Origin of the sequence: Burkholderia sp. HI2714, assembly GCF_002223085.1 — a bacterium.
Taxonomy (GTDB): Bacteria; Pseudomonadota; Gammaproteobacteria; order Burkholderiales; family Burkholderiaceae; genus Burkholderia; species Burkholderia lata_D.
On sequence record NZ_NKFM01000021.1, the window covers coordinates 84909 to 105728 of the forward strand.

The 20820-nt window shown below is 66.7% G+C and carries 23 protein-coding genes; 9 read left to right on the forward strand and 14 right to left on the reverse strand.

Features of this window, described 5'->3' with window-relative positions; translation table 11 throughout:
• Nucleotides 1-200 precede the first annotated feature (200 nt).
• Entirely contained in the window at nt 201-1283 is a 1083-nt protein-coding gene (locus CFB82_RS10505; RefSeq protein ID WP_089484095.1) for a C40 family peptidase, read from the forward strand.
• Between the two features lie 154 nt (nt 1284-1437).
• Here the strand turns inward: CFB82_RS10505 and CFB82_RS10510 are convergent, their stop codons facing one another.
• From CFB82_RS10510 to CFB82_RS10555, 10 genes are all read right to left on the reverse strand, one after another.
• Nucleotides 1438-2448, reverse strand: a complete 1011-nt coding sequence (locus CFB82_RS10510) for an inorganic phosphate transporter (protein ID WP_046543500.1) — start codon at nt 2446-2448, stop codon at nt 1438-1440.
• A gap of 10 nt (nt 2449-2458) precedes the next feature.
• Nucleotides 2459-3085 carry a DUF47 domain-containing protein gene (locus CFB82_RS10515; protein WP_034188683.1) on the reverse strand — a complete coding sequence of 209 codons (627 nt, stop codon included), beginning with the start codon at nt 3083-3085 and terminating at the stop codon, nt 2459-2461.
• 139 nt (nt 3086-3224) lie between these two features.
• A complete protein-coding gene (locus CFB82_RS10520; protein WP_006486249.1) occupies nt 3225-4607 on the reverse strand; it encodes a replicative DNA helicase in 1383 nt (460 codons plus the stop codon).
• 139 nt (nt 4608-4746) lie between these two features.
• Complete coding sequence (rplI, locus tag CFB82_RS10525) at nt 4747-5199, reverse strand: 50S ribosomal protein L9 (protein ID WP_021156519.1); 453 nt, start codon at nt 5197-5199, stop codon at nt 4747-4749.
• Between the two features lie 27 nt (nt 5200-5226).
• A complete protein-coding gene (gene rpsR, locus CFB82_RS10530) occupies nt 5227-5502 on the reverse strand; it encodes a 30S ribosomal protein S18 (protein WP_089484096.1) in 276 nt (91 codons plus the stop codon).
• A 4-nt stretch (nt 5503-5506) separates the two neighbouring features.
• Complete coding sequence (gene priB / locus CFB82_RS10535; RefSeq protein WP_014896852.1) at nt 5507-5806, reverse strand: primosomal replication protein N; 300 nt, start codon at nt 5804-5806, stop codon at nt 5507-5509.
• Nucleotides 5807-5846: 40 nt separating this feature from the next.
• Nucleotides 5847-6221: a 30S ribosomal protein S6 gene (rpsF, locus tag CFB82_RS10540; RefSeq protein WP_006402295.1), complete on the reverse strand. Its 375-nt coding sequence runs from the start codon at nt 6219-6221 to the stop codon at nt 5847-5849.
• Between the two features lie 241 nt (nt 6222-6462).
• Entirely contained in the window at nt 6463-7359 is an 897-nt protein-coding gene (locus CFB82_RS10545; protein WP_089484097.1) for an anti-sigma factor family protein, read from the reverse strand.
• Nucleotides 7349-7990, reverse strand: a complete 642-nt coding sequence (locus tag CFB82_RS10550; protein ID WP_069248144.1) for an RNA polymerase sigma factor — start codon at nt 7988-7990, stop codon at nt 7349-7351. The genes CFB82_RS10545 and CFB82_RS10550 overlap by 11 nt, the downstream gene beginning before the upstream one ends.
• A gap of 177 nt (nt 7991-8167) precedes the next feature.
• Nucleotides 8168-9079, reverse strand: a complete 912-nt coding sequence (locus CFB82_RS10555) for a LysR family transcriptional regulator (RefSeq protein WP_069248145.1) — start codon at nt 9077-9079, stop codon at nt 8168-8170.
• A 171-nt stretch (nt 9080-9250) separates the two neighbouring features.
• On the opposite strand from CFB82_RS10555, the gene gcl reads away from it, so the two are divergent.
• The 5 genes from gcl (at nt 9251) to lysM (ending at nt 13743) form a co-directional block, all read left to right on the forward strand.
• Nucleotides 9251-11026, forward strand: a complete 1776-nt coding sequence (gcl, locus tag CFB82_RS10560; RefSeq protein WP_089484098.1) for a glyoxylate carboligase — start codon at nt 9251-9253, stop codon at nt 11024-11026.
• A 43-nt stretch (nt 11027-11069) separates the two neighbouring features.
• Nucleotides 11070-11879, forward strand: coding sequence for a hydroxypyruvate isomerase (gene hyi, locus CFB82_RS10565; RefSeq protein ID WP_011657073.1), 810 nt, complete (start codon nt 11070-11072; stop codon nt 11877-11879).
• A 35-nt stretch (nt 11880-11914) separates the two neighbouring features.
• Nucleotides 11915-12814 (forward strand): 2-hydroxy-3-oxopropionate reductase, encoded by a 900-nt coding sequence (locus tag CFB82_RS10570; protein WP_256990339.1) that lies wholly within the window; start codon nt 11915-11917, stop codon nt 12812-12814.
• Between the two features lie 321 nt (nt 12815-13135).
• On the forward strand, nt 13136-13261 hold the full coding sequence (locus CFB82_RS43950; protein ID WP_256093589.1) for a hypothetical protein: 126 nt from the start codon (nt 13136-13138) through the stop codon (nt 13259-13261).
• Nucleotides 13262-13272: 11 nt separating this feature from the next.
• Nucleotides 13273-13743 carry a peptidoglycan-binding protein LysM gene (lysM, locus tag CFB82_RS10580; protein ID WP_039367010.1) on the forward strand — a complete coding sequence of 157 codons (471 nt, stop codon included), beginning with the start codon at nt 13273-13275 and terminating at the stop codon, nt 13741-13743.
• A gap of 100 nt (nt 13744-13843) precedes the next feature.
• On the opposite strand, the gene CFB82_RS10585 is transcribed toward lysM, so the two are convergent.
• Nucleotides 13844-14866 carry an asparaginase gene (locus tag CFB82_RS10585; protein WP_089484099.1) on the reverse strand — a complete coding sequence of 341 codons (1023 nt, stop codon included), beginning with the start codon at nt 14864-14866 and terminating at the stop codon, nt 13844-13846.
• Nucleotides 14867-15127: 261 nt separating this feature from the next.
• Between CFB82_RS10585 and CFB82_RS10590 the strand changes: the two genes are divergently transcribed.
• From CFB82_RS10590 to CFB82_RS10600, 3 genes are all read left to right on the forward strand, one after another.
• Nucleotides 15128-15418, forward strand: a complete 291-nt coding sequence (locus CFB82_RS10590; protein ID WP_043188161.1) for a PsiF family protein — start codon at nt 15128-15130, stop codon at nt 15416-15418.
• Between the two features lie 281 nt (nt 15419-15699).
• The gene (locus CFB82_RS10595) at nt 15700-16149 is read left to right on the forward strand and encodes a hypothetical protein (protein WP_179255392.1); all 450 of its coding nucleotides are present in this window, start codon (nt 15700-15702) and stop codon (nt 16147-16149) included.
• A gap of 230 nt (nt 16150-16379) precedes the next feature.
• Nucleotides 16380-16967: a BPSL1445 family SYLF domain-containing lipoprotein gene (locus CFB82_RS10600; RefSeq protein ID WP_069248150.1), complete on the forward strand. Its 588-nt coding sequence runs from the start codon at nt 16380-16382 to the stop codon at nt 16965-16967.
• A gap of 104 nt (nt 16968-17071) precedes the next feature.
• Here the strand turns inward: CFB82_RS10600 and CFB82_RS10605 are convergent, their stop codons facing one another.
• The 3 genes from CFB82_RS10605 to CFB82_RS10615 all read right to left on the reverse strand — a co-directional run bounded on the left by CFB82_RS10605 (nt 17072) and on the right by CFB82_RS10615 (nt 20751).
• Complete coding sequence (locus tag CFB82_RS10605) at nt 17072-18136, reverse strand: glycosyltransferase family 4 protein (RefSeq protein WP_069248151.1); 1065 nt, start codon at nt 18134-18136, stop codon at nt 17072-17074.
• A 236-nt stretch (nt 18137-18372) separates the two neighbouring features.
• Nucleotides 18373-19548 carry an AAA family ATPase gene (locus tag CFB82_RS10610; RefSeq protein WP_089445798.1) on the reverse strand — a complete coding sequence of 392 codons (1176 nt, stop codon included), beginning with the start codon at nt 19546-19548 and terminating at the stop codon, nt 18373-18375.
• 30 nt (nt 19549-19578) lie between these two features.
• A complete protein-coding gene (locus CFB82_RS10615) occupies nt 19579-20751 on the reverse strand; it encodes a mechanosensitive ion channel family protein (protein ID WP_069248153.1) in 1173 nt (390 codons plus the stop codon).
• Between the last annotated feature and the right edge of the window lie 69 nt (nt 20752-20820).

Here is a 20820-nt window from a genome sequence, read left to right on the forward strand (position 1 = left end):
CGCGGCGCTCCGGAAACGGAGCGCCGTTTTTATTTGGGGTCGAAAACGCAAGTAACGCATCGTCACGCAACAACCCGGTTTACGCGCGAAACTTCAAGTAAATTCTCAGGAATGGTTGCTTAAGCCCCGCCGGAGCGTCTACCATCGGGTCTGTCTGTTGTCATACGATTCGCGAGCGCGCCGCGCTCGCCCGCCTCGCCATGCTTCGAATTTGGGTCCCCGTCGCCGTCGTTTCCCTGCTTGCGGCCTGCTCCAGCGTGCCGCCGCAGTCGGCATCACGCTCCGATTCGGGCATGAGGATCACGACGCCGCGCGCGTTCCCCGCCCCCGCCAATTTCCCGAAATTCGTCGATCACAGCGTCGGCCAGGAAGAAATCTCGATCCAGGCGATGAGCCTCGTCGGCGTCCCGTATCGCTGGGGCGGCAACACGCCGACGAGCGGCTTCGACTGCAGCGGGCTCGTGCGCTACGTGATCGGCCGCGCGGCCGACGTGAACCTGCCGCGCACGACCGCCGACATGAGCAGCCGCGGCGTATCGATCGACCCCGACCAGATCGCGCCGGGCGACCTGATCTTCTTCAATACGACCGGACGGCCGCATTCGCACGTCGGCATCTACGTCGGCAAGCTGCGCTTCGTCAACGCACCGTCGACGGGCGGCACCGTGCGACTCGACTACCTGACGAACCCGTACTGGGCCAAGCGTTTCGACGGCATTCGCCGTGTCGCGCCGCCGCGCGGGGCGCCAACGCCGTTCGATGCGCCGACCTACGAGGCGAAGCGCGACGAGCCGCGCAGCGCACCGGCCCCGGTGGTCGTGACTGCCGCTGCGCCGCGGCCGCCTGCCTATGCCTCGTCGCAAGCGAGACCGGCGCAGGCGCCTGCGCCCGCGCCGGTCATCGCTGCCGCGCCGGCCGTGACGACCGCCGCAGCCGCACCCGCGGCCCCGGCCGCCGATCCGTACGAACCGCCGCCACCGCGTATGCAGGCCGCGCAGCAACAGGCAACGTCAGTGAATGACGGCATGACCGCGATGACGGCCAATGCAGCGCCTGCCGCCCCGGTCGAGTCCGGCACGCAGATTCCGACGACGGCGCTCACGGCCGCCCAGGCCGCCGCGTTCGATGCCGAACCGCCGCCTGCCGCCGCGCCGGCGTCTCCGCGCAGTCTCGAGCCCGCACCTGTGCAGGTATTGCGCGCATCGACGCAATCCGCTCCCGTCAGCCCGCGCACCAGTACGGCAGACGATCCGATCGCGCGGTTTGCGAACGGAAGCTACTGACCGGTTGCCCGAACCTCGACATCGACAGTCAATAACGTTGGCGGTATCTGCCGCCGCCCTCCCGTTCCGTCGCAAACTCCCCCGCTCCAAAAGAAAATGCGCCGCAGCCTTTCGGCTTGCGGCGCATCGGATGTCGATCCGGCTACGTCGGCGATCAGAAGATCTGGTGACCGAGCCACCATCCGCCGGCTGCGAACAGCGCAGCCGCGGGCAGCGTCAGCACCCAGGCCCACACGATGTTGCCGGCCACCCCCCAGCGCACCGCCGACAGCTTCTGCGTCGCGCCGACACCGACGATCGCGCCGGTGATCGTGTGCGTGGTCGACACCGGAATGCCGAGGAAGGACGCGAGGAACAGCGTCATCGCGCCACCGGTTTCCGCACAGAAGCCACCGACCGGCTTGAGCTTCGTGATCTTCTGGCCCATCGTGCGCACGATGCGCCAGCCGCCGAACAGCGTGCCGAGGCCCATCGACAGGTAGCACGCGCCGATTACCCACGCCGGCGGCGCATCGGCGGTCGCCGACGCATAGCCCGACGCGATCAGCAGCATCCAGATGATACCGATCGTCTTCTGCGCGTCGTTGCCGCCGTGGCCGAGGCTGTACAGCCCGGCCGACAGCAGCTGCAGCCGGCGGAAGCGCCGGTCCACCTTGCTGGGCGCGGTGCGGAAATACAGCCACGACACGCCGAGCATGAACAGCGAGCCGAGGATGAAGCCGAGCAGCGGCGAGATGAAGATGAACGCGATGGTCTTCAGCAGCCCGTCGATGTTCAGCGAGCTCCAGCCCGACTTCGCGAGCGCCGCGCCGACGAGGCCACCGATCAGCGCGTGCGACGAGCTCGACGGAATCCCGTAGTACCACGTGATCACGTTCCAGCCGATCGCACCGACCAGCGCGCCGAATATGACGTAGTGGTCGACGATCTCGGGGTCGATCGTGCCTTTACCGACGGTCTGCGCGACTTTCAGGTGGAAGATGAAGTACGCGATCACGTTGAACGCGGCCGCGAACACGACGGCCTGCTGGGGCTTCAGCACCCCGGTCGACACGACGGTGGCGATCGAGTTCGCCGCGTCGTGAAAGCCGTTCATGAAGTCGAATACGAGCGCGACGAGCACGAGCGCCGCGACCATCCATAGGGCGAGTTGTATCGAATGCATCGTGGTCCGCTCAGGCGTTTTCCAGCACGATGCCTTCGATGATGTTCGCGACGTCCTCGCACTTGTCGGTGATCTCTTCGAGCAGCTCGTAGATCGCCTTCAGCTTGATGAGCGTCTTCACGTCGTCTTCCTCGCGGAACAGCTTCGACATGGCCGCGCGCAGCACGCGATCGGCCTCCGACTCCCAGCGGTCGATCTCCTCGCACTGCTTGAGGATCTGCGCCGACTGCTTCATGTCGGACAGCAACCCGACCGCCTGCTGCACGTGCTGGGCCGACTGCGTGACGATGTGCGCGAGCTGGCTCGCTTCGGACGTGACGGAACGGACGTCGTACAGCGACACGGCGGTCGCGACGTCTTCCATCAGGTCGAGGATGTCGTCCATCGTCGTGATCAGCTTGTGGATCTCGTCGCGATCGAGCGGCGTGATGAAAGTCTTGTGCAGCAGATCGATCGCCTCGTGCGTGAGCTTGTCGGCGGCCTTCTCGGCGGTTTGCACGTTTTGCTTGTGAATCTCGGCGTCGGCGAGATTGTCGATCAGCAGTTCGAGCTCGCGGCCACCGGAAACGATGTGCTTCGCGTGCGCGTTGAAGAGTTCAAAGAACTTGCCCTCGGTGGGCATGAATCGACCGAACATGGGATTCCTGAGAGATTGTCAAACTACTGTCACGAAAACGGGCGACATTGTACCGTTTTCGGTCGCGCCGCGACGCGCGCACATGCGCGCGCCGGGATTGGATACAACGTTTGGCGATTTAGGGCTTTACAAACCGGCGTTACTCGCCGTAGAACGTCTGCGCCCCTGCAAAGTTGTCGAACTTCGTGTATTGCCCCAGGAACGTGAGCCGAACGGGGCCGATCGGACCGTTACGCTGCTTGCCGATGATGATTTCGGCCGTGCCCTTGTCGGGGCTGTCCGGGTTGTAGACTTCGTCACGGTAGATGAACAGGATCACGTCCGCGTCCTGTTCGATTGCGCCGGATTCGCGCAAATCCGACATCACCGGACGCTTGTTCGGACGCTGCTCGAGGCCGCGGTTCAGCTGCGACAGCGCGATCACCGGCACGTCGAGTTCCTTCGCGAGGCTCTTCAGCGATCGCGAGATTTCCGAGATTTCGGTCGCGCGGTTCTCGCCCTGCGACGAACCCGACATCAGCTGCAGGTAGTCGACGATGATCAGGCCGAGCTTGCCGCATTGCCGCGCCAGACGCCGGGCGCGCGAGCGCAATTCCATCGGGTTCAGGCCGCCCGTTTCGTCGATGAAGAGTTGCGCCTCGCTCATCTTCTGCACCGCGTGCGTCAGCTTCGGCCAATCCTCGTCCGTCAGGCGGCCCGTCCGCATCCGGTGCTGGTCGAGCCGGCCGATCGAGCCGAGCATCCGCATCACGAGCTGGGTGCCCGGCATTTCCATCGAGAACACCGCGACCGGCAGCCCGTACTCGACCGCGACGTATTCGCCGATGTTCATCGAGAATGCGGTCTTACCCATCGACGGGCGCCCCGCCACGATGATCAACTCGCCGCCGTGCATCCCGGACGTCATCCGGTCGAGGTCGACGAAGCCCGTCGGCGTGCCCGTGACGTCGCTCGGGTTCGCCGTGTGGTACAGCGTATCGATGCGCTCGACGACCTGCGTGAGCAGCGGGCCGATCTCGAGGAAGCCCTGGTTGCCGCGCGCGCCCTCTTCGGCGATCGAGAACACCTTCGACTCGGCCTCGTCGAGCAGTTGGCGGACTTCCTTGCCCTGCGGGTTGAACGCATCGGCCGAGATTTCGTCGGCGACCGACACGAGCCGGCGCAGCACCGCGCGGTCGCGCACGATTTCCGCATAGCGGCGGATGTTCGCCGCGCTCGGCGTGTTCTGTGCGAGCGCGTTCAGGTAGGCAAGCCCGCCGACGTCGTCGGCCTTGCCGGACGTGGTCAGCGCTTCGTACACGGTCACGACGTCGGCCGGGCGCGTCGACGCGATCAGGCGGCCGATGTGCTCGTAGATGATCCGGTGGTCGTAGCGGTAGAAATCGCCCTGCGACAGGAAGTCGGCAATCCGGTCCCAGGCCGCGTTGTCGAGCAACAGGCCGCCGAGCACGGATTGTTCGGCTTCGACCGAGTGCGGCGGGACTTTCAGCGATTCAATTTGAGGATCTTGCGGCGCGTTCATGGGTTGGGATTATCGCGAATAACCTACGACGACGCCAGAGAGAGCCCCGGCGATGCGGCAATAAAAAAGGCAGGCCCCGGTTGCCCGGGCGCCTGCCCTTGTCCGGACGGCGGAAGCCGCCCGGCAAGCTTGCGTACGCTTACGCGTGGTCGCCGATCACGTTGATCGTGACGTCGACGACGACGTCCGTATGCAGCGCGACCTGGACGTTGTGCTCGCCGATCATCTTCAGCGGGCCTTCCGGCATGCGAACTTGCAGCTTCTCGACTTCGAAACCTGCCTTCTTCAGCAGTTCCGCGACGTCGCCGTTCGTGACCGAGCCGAACAGACGGCCGTCAACGCCCGACTTCTGCGTGATTTCGAACGACTGGCCGTTCAGCTTCTCGCCGACTGCCTGCGATGCTGCCAGCTTTTCAGCGGCGATCTTTTCGAGTTCAGCGCGGCGAACTTCGAATTCGGCGATCGCTTCCTTCGTTGCACGGCGAGCCTTGCGGTTCGGGATCAGGAAGTTGCGAGCGTAACCGTCCTTGACCTTGACGATGTCGCCGAGGTTACCCAGATTGGCGACTTTTTCCAACAGAATGATTTGCATTCGAATTCTCCTTATTGCGTCGCCTGATTACGCCTTGTGCTGATCGGTGTACGGCAGCAGCGCGAGGAAACGCGCACGCTTGATGGCCGTATCCAGCTGACGCTGATAGTGCGCCTTCGTACCCGTCAGACGAGCCGGCGTGATCTTGCCGTTTTCGCCGATGAAGTCCTTCAGCGTTTCCGTGTCCTTGTAGTCGATCTTCTCGACGCCTGCAGCCGTGAAACGGCAGAACTTCTTGCGCTTGAAGAGCGGGTTTTGTTGCTGACGACGCTTGTCGAATTTCTTACCAGTCGGGCGGGGCATGATTTCAGTCCTTTCCAATGTCCTGCAATGCTGTGATGTGAAACACCAAGGTTCTCGCGTTGCGGCTTTTCTTTGCCAGGAAGCCCGTGAACAGCGTTTCGACGCCCATTTCACGACTCTCCAGCCTGCCGCTCGCCTCACCGGCCGCCACCGCCTCGATCGTCATTTCGACCTGACGGGGAATGCCTGCTTCGACGACTTCCGTGCGGTGATGCAATGTGGCGCTTGCGATCGGAACACCTGCCGGCGTATATCGCACCGGCGCGCGTTCGACGACGCTTGCCTTCAATTGCAACCTGTTCACGTGAGTGACGCGCTCCTTGATGGCTTAATGAATGACGAACTTAAGCCTGCGCTTCGGTCGGCTGAGCTGCAGCCGCCTTCTTGGCTTCTTCGCGCTGAACTTCCTTCATCATCGGCGACGGGCCGGTTTCGGCCTTCTTCATCTTGACGATGAGGTGACGCAGCACGGCGTCGTTGAACTTGAACGCGTGTTCGAGTTCGTCGAGCGTCGTCTGGTCGCACTCGATGTTCATGCAGACGTAGTGAGCCTTCGCGAGTTTCTCGATCATGTAGGCCAGTTGGCGACGGCCCCAGTCCTCGACACGGTGGATCTGACCGCCGTGCGACGTGATCGTGGTCTTGTAACGCTCGATCATCGCGGGCACTTGCTCGCTCTGATCGGGGTGCACGATGAATACGATTTCGTAATGACGCATTACACACTCCTTGTGGATTAAAGCCACCCGGGCGTCTGAACCGGTGTGGCAAGTGAGAAGCCGAAGATTCTAACCCGGATACGGGGCGCATGCAAGACCAATCGACGATTCGCACGCGGATTCGGCCATGTTTTCAAAGACTTGAAGGGGCGAGCCCGGGCAGGCCGGCTGCTCTTGGGCGCATTTCCCGATCAGGGTCGGAACAGAAGCGCGCGGCGGGCCGCAGCCCGCCGCGGTGCCGTCACTCGGTGCGCGTGACGCCGAGTCGCGCATCGAGCGCGGTCCTGAACGCCGCGAGCGCCGACGGTTCGGCGTCGGTCACGGCCCACCAGGTCATTCCGGCCGCCTCCCAGCGGTCGAGCGCGTAGCCTTGCGACACGGTCGTGTACGACGCCCCCGGCCCTTCCCCGGCCGGCCGCACGTAGACGTCGATCACGTGCTGCCGGTAACGGTAGACGAGCACCGCGACGCGGCGCCGCCCGACGTAGTCGAGCCGGCCGCCGACCAGCGCGAAACCTGCCGCCGCGAGATCCTCGACCGGCGGCGCATAGTCGATCCGGCCGTTGAACCACGGCTTGACCGTGTGCCGGTCGGTCGAGATCACGTCGATGTCGCGCGCCGACAGGTCGGCCCGCACGTGGCTCGACACGAGTTCGTCGACCGTGCGGTCGGTGTCGGCGTGGCGGGCGGACAACGCCATCCCGCCCGCCGCGGCAAGCGCCACCAGCAGCGCGACACCCCAGCCGAGGCCGGGCAGCGCGGCAACGCGCGGCCCCATGCCGGCCGACGCCGGGCGTGCCGCCCCGCCTTGAGCCGTCAGCCACGAAAACCAGCGGCGGCCACGCGGACGCGGCTGCGGCCTTGACCGCGGTTCGGGCCGCGGCTCCGCCCGCGCCTGCTCGCGCCCGGGCGCATCGGCCGCTGCCGGCAGGCTCGCGAGAATGCCGGCCCGCAACGCATCCGGCGCACGGTGATAGTCGGCCTGGCGCACGGCCTGCACCAGCGTGACGATCCGCGCGCGTTCACGGCGGCACGCTTCGCACCCTTCGACATGCTGCTGGACCCGCAACGCATCGGGCGCCGACAGCTCGCGGTCGACGTCCGCGTCCAGCAACGCTCGCGCTTCGTTACAGTCCATCGATAGCCTCCGATGCGGTTCCGCCAGCCGGCGTACGGCCCGGCCTGCCTTCGGCCGCCGATGCCGGCGGGCCGCCCAGCAGCGCGGCGAGCTTGCGCCGGCCCCGTGCGAGCCGCGACATCACCGTGCCGACCGGCACGTCCGCGATCGCCGCAATCTCGCGGTAGCTCAGGTCCTCCATCTCGCGCAGCACGAGCACCTCGCGGTATTCGGGCGGCAGCTTCGCGAGCGCTTCGTTCACGAGCCGCACGTTCTCGCCCCGCAACAGGTGCGCGAGCGGATCGTCGGTCGCCGGTTGCCAGTCGTCGGGCACGTCGGTGTCGTCGAGCGTGTCGGGCAGCGCAACCTCATGCGCATGCGTGCGGCGCCGCCATTCCGTGTACCAGGTGTGGCGCACGATCGTCAGCAGCCACGGCCGGGCGTTGTCGCCGCGACACGAATCGACGAAGCGCAGTGCGCGCATGCACGCGTCCTGGACGACGTCGTCCGCGTCGCCGGCGTTGCCGCTCAGCCAGCGCGCGAGGTTGTACGCGGCGTCGAGATGCGGCAGCACGAGCGCGCGAAACCGCTCGCCGCGCGCAACCGCGTCGTCCGCCGACCGGTCTTCGACCGCCTGTCCGGCTTGCCCCACATGGCCTCCCTGGTCCCGGCGGCCCAAGCCGCGCCCGTTCCGAGCACGGCGCCCGGACAGACCGGCAACGTGCACGCTCGATGACCTTACCGTCGTTGCGTCGAGTTTATTCCCGCGCCGCGCGCCCGAAGCGTAAAAAATCGCCGGACGGCCCCGTGGCCGGGCCGTCCGCGCCGGTCATGGCGTGGTGCTCCAGTAGCCCGGGCTCGCGTAAGCGGCGCGCAGGTAGTCGATGAAGTAGCGCACGCGCGCCGGCACGTAGCGCTGCTGCGGGTAGACCGCGAGGATGTCGTAGTCGGGCAACGCATATTCGTCGAGCACGGTTTCAAGCTCGCCCGTCTCGAGCTGGGCGGCGATTTCCCACGTCGAGCGCCAGCCGAGCCCGAGACCTTCAGCCACCCAGCGGTGCAGCAGTTCGCCGTCGTTGCAGTCGAGATTACCCGTCACGCGCATCGTCGCGATCTTGCCGTGGCGCTGGAAATACCAGCCGCGGTTCTGCCCGCCCTGCAGGTTGAACGCCAGGCAGTTGTGCTTGAGCAGGTCGTCGAGCGACTTCGGCCGGCCGTGCTGGCGGAAATACTCGGGCGTGCCGCACACGACACGCCGGTTCGATGCGAGCTTCACCGCGACGAAGTTCGGATCGACGGCCCCGCCGATCCGGATCGACAGGTCGTAGCCTTCGCGCACGAGATCGACGACGCGGTCGGTCAGGTTGAACGACAGCTGCATCTCGGGCTTGTCGGCCAGAAAGCCGGGGGCGTGCGGCGCGACGTGCTTGCGCCCGAATGCGGCCGGCGCGGACACGATCAGGTGCCCGCTGACCGCGCGCCGCCCGGCGGCCAGCTCGTTCTCGGCCTGGTCCCATTCGGACAGGAGGCCGCGGCAGCGCTCGAGGAAGGCGGCGCCCTCCTCGCTGACCACCAGGCGCCGCGTCGAGCGGTACATCAGCTTCACGCCGAGACGCTTTTCGAGCGCGTCGATGCGCCGCCCGAGCACCACCGGCGACACGCCCTCCTCGAGCGCCGCCGCCGCGAGGCTGCCGGCATCGGCCACCCGCACGAACGTCTCGATCTGCTTGAAGCGATCCATCTCCCGTCTCCGTCTCTGTTCCGGCCCGGCGGAAAGCCCCGCCCGGCCGTCATTCCATACTTTTAGTTTCGAAAAAAGCGACTTCGGCTGATCTTATCAAACCTTTCCTGCATCCCTAAAGTGTCCCCAACAGACCCATTTGCAAGATCCACCCCATTCAAGGAGACATTCATGGCCAAGATGAGAGCCGTCGACGCAGCTGTGCTCGTACTCGAGAAGGAAGGCATCCAGACCGCGTTCGGCGTGCCGGGCGCGGCGATCAATCCGTTCTACTCGGCCATGCGCAAGTCGGGTGGCATCAGCCACGTGCTGGCACGCCACGTCGAAGGCGCGTCGCACATGGCCGAAGGCTTCACGCGTGCGGCCCCGGGCAACATCGGCGTGTGCATCGGCACGTCGGGCCCCGCCGGCACCGACATGATCACGGGCCTCTACTCGGCATCGGCCGACTCGATTCCGATCCTCGCGATCACGGGCCAGGCACCGCGTGCCCGCCTGTACAAGGAAGACTTCCAGGCCGTCGACATCGAATCGATCGCGAAGCCCGTCACGAAGTGGGCCGTCACCGTGCGCGAGCCGGCGCTCGTGCCGCGCGTGTTCCAGCAGGCATTCCACCTGATGCGCTCGGGCCGTCCGGGCCCGGTGCTGGTCGACCTGCCGATCGACGTGCAGCTCGCCGAAATCGAATTCGACATCGACACGTATGAACCGCTGCCGGTCTACAAGCCCGCGGCCACCCGCGCGCAGATCGAGAAGGCGCTCGCGATGCTCAACGACGCGGACAAGCCGCTGATCGTGTCGGGCGGCGGCGTGCTCAACGCAGCGGCGGAAGACCTGCTCGTCCAGTTCGCCGAAACGATCGGCGTGCCGGTGATCCCGACGCTGATGTCGTGGGGCGCGATTCCGGACGACCACCCGCTGATGGCCGGCATGGTCGGCCTGCAGACGTCGCACCGCTACGGCAACGCCACGATGCTCGCGTCCGACTTCGTGCTCGGCATCGGCAACCGCTGGGCGAACCGCCACACGGGCAGCGTCGAGGTCTATACGAAGGGCCGCAAGTTCGTGCACGTCGACATCGAGCCGACGCAGATCGGCCGCGTGTTCGGCCCGGATCTCGGCATCGTGTCGGACGCGAAGGCCGCGCTGGAACTGTTCGTCGCCGTTGCACGGGAATGGAAGGCCGCCGGCAAGCTGAAGAACCGCAGCGCATGGGTCTCGGAATGCCAGGCGCGCAAGCGCACGCTGCAGCGCAAGACGCACTTCGACAACGTGCCGGTCAAGCCGCAGCGCGTGTACGAAGAGATGAACAAGGTGTTCGGCCGCGATACGTGCTACGTCAGCACGATCGGCCTGTCGCAGATCGCCGCCGCGCAGTTCCTGCACGTGTTCAAGGCGCGCAACTGGATCAACTGCGGCCAGGCCGGCCCGCTCGGCTGGACGATTCCCGCCGCGCTCGGCGTGCGTGCAGCGGACCCGAGCCGCCCGATCGTCGCGCTGTCCGGCGACTACGACTTCCAGTTCATGATCGAGGAACTGGCAGCCGGCGCGCAATTCAAGCTGCCGTACGTGCACGTCGTCGTGAACAACTCGTACCTCGGGCTGATCCGCCAGGCCCAGCGTGCGTTCGACATGGACTACTGCGTGCAGCTCGCGTTCGACAACGTGAACGCACCGGAACTGAACGGCTATGGCGTCGACCACGTGGCCGTCGCGGAAGGCCTCGGCTGCAAGGCGCTGCGCGTGTTCAAGCCGGAAGAGATCGAGCCGGCGCTGCGCCAGGCGCAAACGCTCGCGGAAGAGTTCAGCGTGCCGGTGGTCGTGGAAGTGATCCTCGAGCGCGTGACGAACATCTCGATGGGCACCGAAATCGACGCGATCAACGAATTCGAGGATCTCGCCGAAAAGGCCGAGCACGCACCGACCGCGATCTCGATGCTCGACTGAACCGCACGACATTTTTGACTGACCGACCGAAGAGGCTTAGCTCATGCCGAAGTTTGCTGCAAACCTGACCATGCTGTTCAACGAAGTGCCGTTCCTCGACCGCTTCAAGGCGGCCGCCGACGCGGGCTTCGACGCCGTCGAGTTCCTGTTCCCGTATCCGTACGCGAAAGAAGAGCTCGCCGAGCGGCTCGAGACGCACCGCCTGCGCCTCGTGCTGCACAACCTGCCCGCAGGCAACTGGGACCAGGGCGAGCGCGGCATCGCGTGCCTGCCCGATCGCGTCGGCGAGTTCCAGGAAGGGGTCGGCCGTGCGATCGAGTACGCGAAGGCGCTGAAGGTGCCGCAACTGAACTGCCTCGTCGGCATCCCGTCGGCCAGCACGGCGCGCGACAAGACGTTCGTCACGATCGTCGACAACCTGCGCTTTGCCGCCGATGCGTTGAAGCGCGAAGGCATCCGCCTGCTCGTCGAGCCGTGCAACAGCTTCGACATCCCGGGCTTCGCGCTGAACCGCTCGTCGGAAGGGCTCGACGTGATCCGCGCGGTCGGCTCGGACAACCTGTTCCTGCAGTACGACATCTATCACATGCAGCGCATGGAAGGCGAACTGGCCGCGACGATCGAACGCAACCTCGCATCGATCGGCCACGTCCAGCTCGCGGACAACCCGGGCCGCAACGAGCCGGGCACGGGCGAGATCAACTACGCGTTCCTGTTCGCGCTGCTCGACCGGCTCGGCTATGCCGGCTACGTCGGCTGCGAGTACAAGCCCCGCACCACCACGACGGAAGGCCTCGGCTGGCTGCAAAGCGTCGCCGGCTGCGCACCGGGCTCGGCGCGTCGCGCCGCCTGAGATCCGCCCTTTCCGTTTTCAGCCCTATAGGAGACATTCACATGGCAACCATCGGTTTCATCGGCCTCGGCATCATGGGCGCGCACATGGCGCGCAACCTGCTCAAGGGCGACCACCAGCTCGTCGTGAACGGCGCGTTCCCGATCCCGGACGACCTGCGCACGAGCGCGAAGGTCGTCGCGAACTCGACCGAAGTCGCACGGAACGCGGACATCATCATCTCGATGGTGCCGGACACGCCGGACGTGCGTAACGTGCTGTTCGCCGACGACGGCGTCGCGAAGGGCCTGACGGCCGGCAAGCTCGTGATCGACATGAGCTCGATCTCGCCGCTCGACACGCAGGCATTCGCGAAGCAGATCAACGCACTCGGCTGCGACTACCTCGACGCGCCGGTGTCCGGCGGCGAAGTGGGCGCACGCGAAGCGACGCTGACGATCATGGTCGGCGGCCCGGAGGCAGCGTTCGAGCGCGCCAGGCCGCTGTTCGAGAAGATGGGCAAGAACATCACGCTCGTCGGCGACAACGGCGCGGGCCAGACCTGCAAGGTCGCGAACCAGATCATCGTCGCGCTGAACATCGAAGCCGTCGGCGAAGCGCTGCTGTTCGCCGCACGCTCGGGCGCCGATCCGGAGCGTGTGCGCCAGGCGCTGATGGGAGGCTTCGCCGCCTCGCGCATCCTCGAAGTGCACGGCGCGCGGATGACGAAGCGCACGTTCGATCCGGGCTTCCGTATCGAGCTGCACCAGAAGGACCTGAACCTCGCGCTCGACGGCGCACGCAAGCTCGGCCTCGCGCTGCCGCACACGGCCAGCGCGCAGCAGCTGTTCAGCGTGTGTGCGTCGCACGGCGGCAAGGCCTGGGATCACTCGGCACTCGTGCGCGCGCTCGAGATCATGTCGAACTTCGAGATCGGCCAGACGCCGGCCGCGTAACACGGCTGCAACGATGCGCGTTTCCGCTGCGATGGCGGAGACGCGCGACAGACACACGTGACCGGCACGGCCGGTCGCATCGGTGCGTGACACGCTCGCGCATCACGGTGGGGCGCCCCGCCCTGCACTGCCGACGGCATGCGGGACGGGGCGAAAAACGCCGCTCTGGGCTGAGAGCGGCGTGGTGGGGTCCGCAGCGGCACCCGGCGACGCCGGGGAAGCCTTGGTCGGTCAGACGTCGTCGTCGGGTGTCCGCCTGTCGGATTTCGCGTATTACATTTCTTTACGTTCAAGCGTGCGATTTTTCATGCAATCGTCGTCATGAACGCCTACACTTTCGCCACGCCTTTCGAGAAAACCGCCGCGCTAGCGTTCACCTCCGGTGACCGCGCCCAGCGCGGTGTTTTTTTCGCCACTTCACGGCGCGTTTTCTTTTCAACCACCTAAGGAGTGCAACGATGGGTCTTCTTTCGTTTATCAAAGAGGCGGGCGAAAAACTGCTGGGTCATGCCGATGCGCAAGCCGCGGAAGATCCGAATGCCGCAAACCAGACCGCGGCCGATGCCATCAAGAACTACATCAACACGCAAGGTCTCGATACGTCGAACCTGACCGTTGCGTTCGACGGCGCATCGCGCACCGTGACGCTGTCGGGCAGCGTCGCCGACCTCGACACCAAGGCCAAGGTCAAGGTCGCGGCCGGCAACGTGCAAGGCGTCGCGGGTGTCAACGACGACGATCTGCAGCCGGACGATCCGGAAGTGCAGTACCACGACGTGAAGCCGGGCGACACGCTGTCGGCGATCGCCAAGGAAGTCTACGGCGACGCGAACAAGTACCCGGTGATCTTCGAGGCGAACAAGCCGATGCTGTCGAGCCCGGACCGGATCTACCCGGGCCAGAAGCTCGTGATTCCGCCGCAATCCTGAGCATCGTTGCCGGACTGACGGACGCTGAAAAGGCAGGCCGATGGCCTGCCTTTTTTCATGGTGACGCGCGCGGCCCGCGCAGCGCGTATCGGTCAGCCGGTCACAGCGTATCGAACACGCGCTGCAGCGCGTCGCGGCCGTGAATGCCGTTCGCGAGCGCGAGCATCAGCAGCACGCGCGCCTTGAACGGGTTCAGCGACCCTGCGCTCACGAAGCCGAGCGCATCGTCGCTCGCGGCGCCGTTGCGCATCACATGCCCCGATCCGACGCGCGACGCGCGAACCACCACGACGCCTGCGTTCACCGCATCGGCCAGCGCCGCCTGCAGCGTCGCATGGATCGAGCCGTTGCCCGTGCCCGCGACGACGAGACCGCGCACGCCGGCCGCGACGAGCGCATCGACGGCCGTGCGCGTCACGCCCGCGTAGCTCGCAACGACTTCGACGGGCGGCCACGCGGCGGCGATCGCCAGTTGCGTGTCGCGCGAACGCGTGACGCGGCGGGCGAATTCGACCCGGCCGTCCTGCACCCAGCCGAGCGCGCCGAGCTCCGGCGACTGGAATGCATCGACCGCATAGGTACTCGTCTTCACGACGTCGCGCGCACCGTGGATCCGGTTGTTGAATGCGACCAGCACGCCCTGCCCGCGCGCGGACGGATGCGCGGCCACCGTCACCGCGTTCAGCAGGTTCAGCGGGCCGTCGGACGACAGCGCGGTCGCCGGCCGCATCGCGGCCGTCAGCACGACCGGCTTGTCGCCGTTGACGACCAGATGCAGCGCATACGCGGTTTCCTCGAGCGTGTCGGTGCCGTGGGTGATCACGATGCCGTCGACCGCCGGATCGGCCACCAGCGCGTCGATCCGCGCGGCGAGCGTATTCCACAGCGGCAGCGCGAGATCCTTGCTGTCGATGCTGGCGATCTGCTCGGCGTCGATGCGCGCGACGGACGCGAGCGCCGGCACCGCGTCGACCAGGAAATTGACGCCGAGCGCACCGGCCTGGTAGCCGGCCGTGCTGGCCGCGTCGGGCGCGGCGCCGGCGATCGTGCCGCCGGTGGCGAGCACGGCGATGCGCGGCAGGGCCGCCGCGGACGAAGGGGATGCGGAATTCGGAGTATTCATGGCCGCGATTGTAAAGGCTTGCGGCCGGGATCCGGCGCGGCGACCGAGGCCGGCCGCCGCGCATCATGGTTTGTCCCGATCGTCCGGCAACACGTGCCGTCAACGGCCACGGTGTCCGCAACGTTATAGAAAGTGCCGTTTTGGTGTTTTCACATTGATTTGCCATAATCGGAGCGCGCTGTGCGATGCGACCCTATCCTCATTGCACGGTGCTTCGTGACGGCGGCGATAACACGCAATTCACCCCATGGGAGTGTCGAAATGAAAATCCAATCGCTCGTAGCCGCAGTGCTTCTCGGCGGCATGCTGGCTTCCCCCGCGTTCGCGGCGAACAGCCAGCAGGACAAGATGAAGGCCTGTAACACCCAGGCAGCCGGCAAGACGGGCGACGAACGCAAGGCGTTCATGAAGGACTGCCTGTCGGCGAAGCCCGCGAAGGCCATGTCGCAGCAGGAAAAGATGAAGGCGTGCAACACGCAGGCCACCGGCAAGAAAGGCGACGACCGCAAGGCGTTCATGAAGAGCTGCCTGAGCAGCCAGCCGGCCGCCTGAGTTCCGGCGCTCCCGTATCGAATGCCGCGCACCGCTTCGGCGGGCGCGGCATTTTTGTTTTCGTTGCACGCGCATCGACGCGCCCCGCTCCCGCGCCGCTGCCGCGCTGTTGCAACGCCTCCCGCCCCGCTTTTCCGGCCTGCCGGACCGGCGCCGCCACATGGTGCGGCAATTCGCCGCGTTTTCTTCTATGATGGCTGCAACGCGGCCCATCCAAGTACAAGAAGCGCCATCGGGCCGCCCTCGAGACGGACGCGCACGCGCGTCAAACGGAGGCATGGATGGCATGGAGACAACACCGCTGGTTCCGCCGCTGGCTGATCGTGATCGTATTCTGGGCCGTGCCCGTCGCGATCGTCGCCGTGCGCGAGATCCGCGAGGAAATGGCGTACAACAAAGCGGACCTGCAACTCGCGCTGACCACCTGGCAGCTCACCGATGCGCAGCAGGCCGCCGGCGCCGCCGCGAAGTGCCACGGGGATCCTGACGAGGCGCGCGCGGCCGGCTGCCCGGCCGACGTGCTCGCCGCCAATGCGCCGCGCCAGCAGGCGGCCCGCGACGAATACGTGGTGCGACGCAGCACGCTCGCCGGCTACCTGTGGCACGCGTTCGTCGGCTACTGGGTCGTGCCGGCCGCGTTCCTGTTCGCCTGCGGCGTCGTGATCGCGCTGATCCGCCGCGTGCTGCGCCGCCCCCCGATCAAGCCGCCTGTTCCGCCCGTCACGCACTGATGCGCGCGGCAGGCGCCGCCGTCCGATCGACCACCGTATTTCCCGCATGCCGACCCGACGTCGGCGCGCGGGTGCGGGTTCGTCCGTTGGCGCGCCGCGACACCCCCAGCCGATTTGACGCTTTTTCACGCCGCAACGAAAAGAGGCTGTAATCCGCTGTGATATAACTGCCGACGTGATCCGCTCCCTGAGCGAGACTCACTCCGAACATCATCCGATGGAGAAGAACGATGCAAAAACGGAATCTTGTGCTCAAAGCCGCCGCTGCGCTCATCGTCGGTAGCCTCGCGCTCACCGGTTGCACCACCACCCCGGACAAGCCGGACAACGCCGCAACGAACGCGTCGAAGCGCCAGGCAATCGACTCGAGCGTCGACGCCACGCTGTCGCGCATGTACTCCACGGTCAAGGGCTCGCGTGAGCTCGTCGCGAAGTCGCGCGGCGTGCTCGTCTTCCCGGACGTCATCCAGGCCGGCTTCATCGTCGGCGGCCAGTCCGGCAACGGCGCACTGCGCGTCGGCGGCAGCACGGTCGGCTACTACAACACGTCGTCGCTGTCGGTCGGCCTGCAGGCCGGTGCGCAGTCGAAGGCGATCGTGTTCCTGTTCATGACGCAGGAAGCGCTCGACGAATTCCGCGGCTCGGACGGCTGGGCAGCCGGCGCCGGCGCGTCGGTCGCGCTCGTGAAGATGGGCGCGAACGGCGCGGTCGATTCCAACACGGCCACCGCGCCGGTCCAGGTCGTCGTGCTGACGAACGCGGGCCTGATGGGCGACGTGTCGATCAACGGCACGAAGGTCACGAAGCTGAAGATCTGACGCTCGCGCACCGCCCGTGCGCACCGCGCGTGGGCCATGTACAAACGGCGATGTCCTTGCGGGCATCGCCGTTTTTTTCATCCGCGCGCGTCGTGCGCGTCGCGTCAGGTCGTCGAGTCGATCACCTTGAAGCGCGAGCGCTTCTGCGCACGGATCACCGACTGGTAGACGTCGACATACTGCTGCGCCATGCGGCGCGACGTGAAGCGTTCCTCGAAGCGCTGCCGCACGCGCGCACGCGGCAGCAGGTGCAGCCGGTTCACGGCGGCCACCGCGCTGATTTCGTCCTCGACGATGAAACCCGACACGCCCTCGTCCAGCACTTCGGGCACCGCGCCGCGATTGAACGCGATCACCGGCGTGCCGCACGACATCGCCTCGATCATCACCAGGCCGAACGGCTCCGGCCAGTCGATCGGAAACAGCAGCGCATGCGCGCCCGACAGGAATTCGGCCTTCTGGTGATCGGCGATCTCGCCGATGAATTCGACGTGCGGCAACGCGAAGAGCGGCTTGATCTCGCGCTCGAAGTATTCCTGGTCGGCCGCGTCGATCTTCGCGGCGATCTTGATCGGCAGCCCGCACTGGCGGGCGATGCGGATCGCCGTGTCGACGCGCTTCTCCGGCGAGATGCGGCCGAGGAACGCCAGATAGCGCGGCTCGACGGGCTGCGGCATGTACAGCGTATCGGGCAGCCCGTGGTAGACCGTCGTCAGCCATTTCGCCTGCGGCAACGGCTGGCGCTGCGAATTCGAGATCGAGATCACCGGCGCCGTGTTGAACGTGTCGAACACCGGCTGCTGCTCGGGCAAGTCGAGCCGGCCGTGCAGCGTCGTCACATAGGGCGTTTCCTGCCGGTTGAACACCGAGAACGAGTAGTAGTCCATGTGGAAATGGAGCACGTCGAAATCCTTCGCTCGGCGCGCGACCGTCTCCATCAGCAGCATGTGCGGCGCGACCCGGTCGCGGATCGACGAATCGAGCCGCAGCGCGCGCGGCCAGACCGCCTCGAGCTTCGCCCGCGTCGTCGAATCGCCACTGGCGAACAGCGTCACATCATGGCCGAGCTCGACGAGCGCCTCGGTGATGTAGGACACGACGCGCTCCGTGCCGCCGTACAGCTTCGGCGGCACCGATTCGGTCAGCGGCGCGATCTGGGCAATTCTCATGGTCCACGTCTCCTGTGTCCTGTCCGTTGCGGCACGGCCGGCGGACGTGTGCGCTTGCGCGCCCCGCTCGCCCCCATACGGCACCGGCCGGCACGGCGCCAGCCGGATATCTCATTATTATTCGCGATCCCGCTGCCCGGGGCCGCCCCGTCTTGCATTTTATGGGTGTTGTTACAGGCAGGATACATTCCTGCCTGCCGGGCCAATCCGGCCCCCGACGCGATGATCGCGGCCCGTCAGCGCGACGGCCACTTCCATGCCGGCAGGTCGCGCGTGTCGGCATCGACGAGCCCGGTCGCGCCGAGCTGCTTGTCGAGCACCAGCGATTCACAGCCGGCCTCGCGCTCGAGCGTCGCGATGAGCCGTGCCGCGTGCGACACGACGAGCACCTGCGAACGCTGCGCCGCCTGCGCGATCAGGCGGCCGAGCGCCGGCAGCAGATCGGGGTGCAGGCTCGTCTCCGGTTCGTTCAGCACCATCAGCGCCGGCGGCCGCGGGGTCAGCAGCGCGGCCGCGAGCAGCAGGTAGCGCAGCGTGCCGTCCGACAGCTCGGCCGCCGCAAGCGGCCGCAGCAGCCCCGGCTGGCGCATCAGCACGTCGAAGCGGCCACGGCCGCCCGGATTGTCGATCTCGACCGACGCGCCGGGAAACGCGTCGTCGAGCGCCGCATCGAGCGCCGCGCCGTCGCCGATCTCGCGGATCGTCTGCAGCGCGGCGGCCAGGTCGGCACCGTCGTCCGCGAGCACCGGCGTGTGGGTGCCGATGTGCGACTGCCGCGCCGGCGCCTGCGCGTCGGTCCGGAAATGGTCGTAGAAGCGCCACGAGCGGATCCGTTCGCGCACCGCGATCATTTCGGGGGCGCCGGTCGGATCGGCGAACTCGGTCATCATGCTGTCGAAGCTGGCCACCGGCTGCGGAATCGTCTGCCAGTCGCCCGATGCGGTGCGCGCGCGGATCTGCGCGCCCTGCCGGTCGACCAGCAGCGTCGACGGGCGCAACATCGCGCCGCCCCAGATGCACTCGCGCTTCACCACCGGGTCGAGCGAGAACTGCGAGCGGCTCGGGATCGGCATGCCGAGATCGATCGCATAACCGAAATCGTCGCAGGCGAAGCCGAGCTTCAGGCTCACCGGCCCCTTGCGCACCGTGCCGGTGACCGGTGCATCGCCGTCCAGCATCGCCCTCGAAAAGCGCTCGGGGCCGGCCCACAGCGTCGACGGCAACCCGCCTTCGCGGGCGAGCGACGGGATCACGCGCCCCTGCGCGGTGTCGGCGAGCAGCCGCAGTGCGCGGTACACGCTCGACTTGCCGCTGCCGTTCGGCCCCGTGACGACGTTGAGCGCCGCGAGCGGCACGATCAGCTCGCGCAGCGAGCGGTAATTGGCGATGGCGAGCGTGTTCAGCGCGGTCATGACGATGGAGGATGAGCATGCGGGCCGCTGTCAGCGGCCTTCGGCGGTCTGCGGGTCGGCCGCGGTATTGGCCGCCGTGCTGGCGGCAGGCGAGCGCGCGTGCGGCCGTTCGGGATTCGGCGCGTTCGGCGCGGCATCGTGCGGATACAGTTCCATCCGGCTGCGCGGCAGGCATTGCGGATAGCGGTCCTGCAGGTAGGCGATCAGCCCTTCGCGCACGCGGCAGCGCAGGTCCCAGCACGACGATGAATCGGCCGCACTGACGAGCGCACGCAACTGCATCGTGCGTTCCGTCGCGTCGGTCACCTGCAGCACCTGCACGCGGCCGTCCCACTCCGGTGCCGCGTGGACGAGCCGTGCGAGCTCCTCGCGCAGCGGCGCGAGCGGCGTGCGGTAATCGACCGACAGGTAAACCGTGCCGATGATTTCCGAGCTGCTGCGCGTCCAGTTCGTGAACGGGTTCTCGATGATCCACTGCAGCGGCACGACGAGGCGCCGCTGGTCCCACAGCCGCACCGACACGAACGAGCCGGTGATTTCCTCGATGCGCCCCCACTCGCCCTGGATCACGACCACGTCGTCGAGCCGGATCGGCTGCGTGAGTGCGATCTGCAGCCCGGCGATCAGGTTGCCGAGCACCGGCCGTGCGGCAATACCGGCGACCAGGCCCGCGACGCCGGCCGACGCCAGCAGGCTCGCACCGACCTGGCGCACGTTCGGGAACGTCATCAGCGCGGCGCCGGTGCCGATGATCACGATCAGCACCATCACGGTCCGCACGAGTACCTTGGCCTGCGTATGGACGCGCCGGGCCTGGAGGTTGTCGGCCGTATCGATCGGATGCGCCTGGATGATGGCGTCGCCGACGCCGGCCGCAAGCCGCACCAGCAGCCACGTCAGCGAAATGATGGAGCCGACCGCCGCCGCCGTGCGCATGCCGCGCACGAACGCCATGCCGTCGTCCGCCTGGACCCACAGGAATTCGAGCGCCAGCAGCGCGAGCACGACGAGCGAAGGCCTGTCGATGTAGCGCAGGATCGCGCTCATCAACGGATACGGCTGCGCGATGCGCTTGACGATGCGTGCGCCGAGACGGTGCACGACCGTGACGACCAGCAAGACGATGACGGACACGGCCAGCGTGCCGAGCCATGAATGCAGCGGCGCATCGGTGATGCGCTGCAGTTCCTCGATTGAAATCATCGGCGCCCGTGGGTTATGAGGCGCGCACGCCTCGTCCTGGATGCGTCGGCGACGCCCGGGCCGCGCGCG

Excerpts from the sequence above, each read along its gene's own strand:
- CFB82_RS10505 (WP_089484095.1), top strand. The coding sequence starts at position 201 with ATGCTTCGAATTTGGGTCCCCGTCGCCGTCGTTTCCCTGCTTGCGGCC.
- CFB82_RS10510 (WP_046543500.1), bottom strand. The coding sequence starts at position 2,448 with ATGCATTCGATACAACTCGCCCTATGGATGGTCGCGGCGCTCGTGCTC.
- CFB82_RS10515 (WP_034188683.1), bottom strand. The coding sequence starts at position 3,085 with ATGTTCGGTCGATTCATGCCCACCGAGGGCAAGTTCTTTGAACTCTTC.
- CFB82_RS10520 (WP_006486249.1), bottom strand. The coding sequence starts at position 4,607 with ATGAACGCGCCGCAAGATCCTCAAATTGAATCGCTGAAAGTCCCGCCG.
- rplI (WP_021156519.1), bottom strand. The coding sequence starts at position 5,199 with ATGCAAATCATTCTGTTGGAAAAAGTCGCCAATCTGGGTAACCTCGGC.
- rpsR (WP_089484096.1), bottom strand. The coding sequence starts at position 5,502 with ATGCCCCGCCCGACTGGTAAGAAATTCGACAAGCGTCGTCAGCAACAA.
- rpsF (WP_006402295.1), bottom strand. The coding sequence starts at position 6,221 with ATGCGTCATTACGAAATCGTATTCATCGTGCACCCCGATCAGAGCGAG.
- CFB82_RS10545 (WP_089484097.1), bottom strand. The coding sequence starts at position 7,359 with ATGGACTGTAACGAAGCGCGAGCGTTGCTGGACGCGGACGTCGACCGC.
- CFB82_RS10555 (WP_069248145.1), bottom strand. The coding sequence starts at position 9,079 with ATGGATCGCTTCAAGCAGATCGAGACGTTCGTGCGGGTGGCCGATGCC.
- gcl (WP_089484098.1), top strand. The coding sequence starts at position 9,251 with ATGGCCAAGATGAGAGCCGTCGACGCAGCTGTGCTCGTACTCGAGAAG.
- hyi (WP_011657073.1), top strand. The coding sequence starts at position 11,070 with ATGCCGAAGTTTGCTGCAAACCTGACCATGCTGTTCAACGAAGTGCCG.
- CFB82_RS43950 (WP_256093589.1), top strand. The coding sequence starts at position 13,136 with ATGAACGCCTACACTTTCGCCACGCCTTTCGAGAAAACCGCCGCGCTA.
- lysM (WP_039367010.1), top strand. The coding sequence starts at position 13,273 with ATGGGTCTTCTTTCGTTTATCAAAGAGGCGGGCGAAAAACTGCTGGGT.
- CFB82_RS10585 (WP_089484099.1), bottom strand. The coding sequence starts at position 14,866 with ATGAATACTCCGAATTCCGCATCCCCTTCGTCCGCGGCGGCCCTGCCG.
- CFB82_RS10590 (WP_043188161.1), top strand. The coding sequence starts at position 15,128 with ATGAAAATCCAATCGCTCGTAGCCGCAGTGCTTCTCGGCGGCATGCTG.
- CFB82_RS10595 (WP_179255392.1), top strand. The coding sequence starts at position 15,700 with ATGGCATGGAGACAACACCGCTGGTTCCGCCGCTGGCTGATCGTGATC.
- CFB82_RS10600 (WP_069248150.1), top strand. The coding sequence starts at position 16,380 with ATGCAAAAACGGAATCTTGTGCTCAAAGCCGCCGCTGCGCTCATCGTC.
- CFB82_RS10605 (WP_069248151.1), bottom strand. The coding sequence starts at position 18,136 with ATGAGAATTGCCCAGATCGCGCCGCTGACCGAATCGGTGCCGCCGAAG.
- CFB82_RS10610 (WP_089445798.1), bottom strand. The coding sequence starts at position 19,548 with ATGACCGCGCTGAACACGCTCGCCATCGCCAATTACCGCTCGCTGCGC.
- CFB82_RS10615 (WP_069248153.1), bottom strand. The coding sequence starts at position 20,751 with ATGATTTCAATCGAGGAACTGCAGCGCATCACCGATGCGCCGCTGCAT.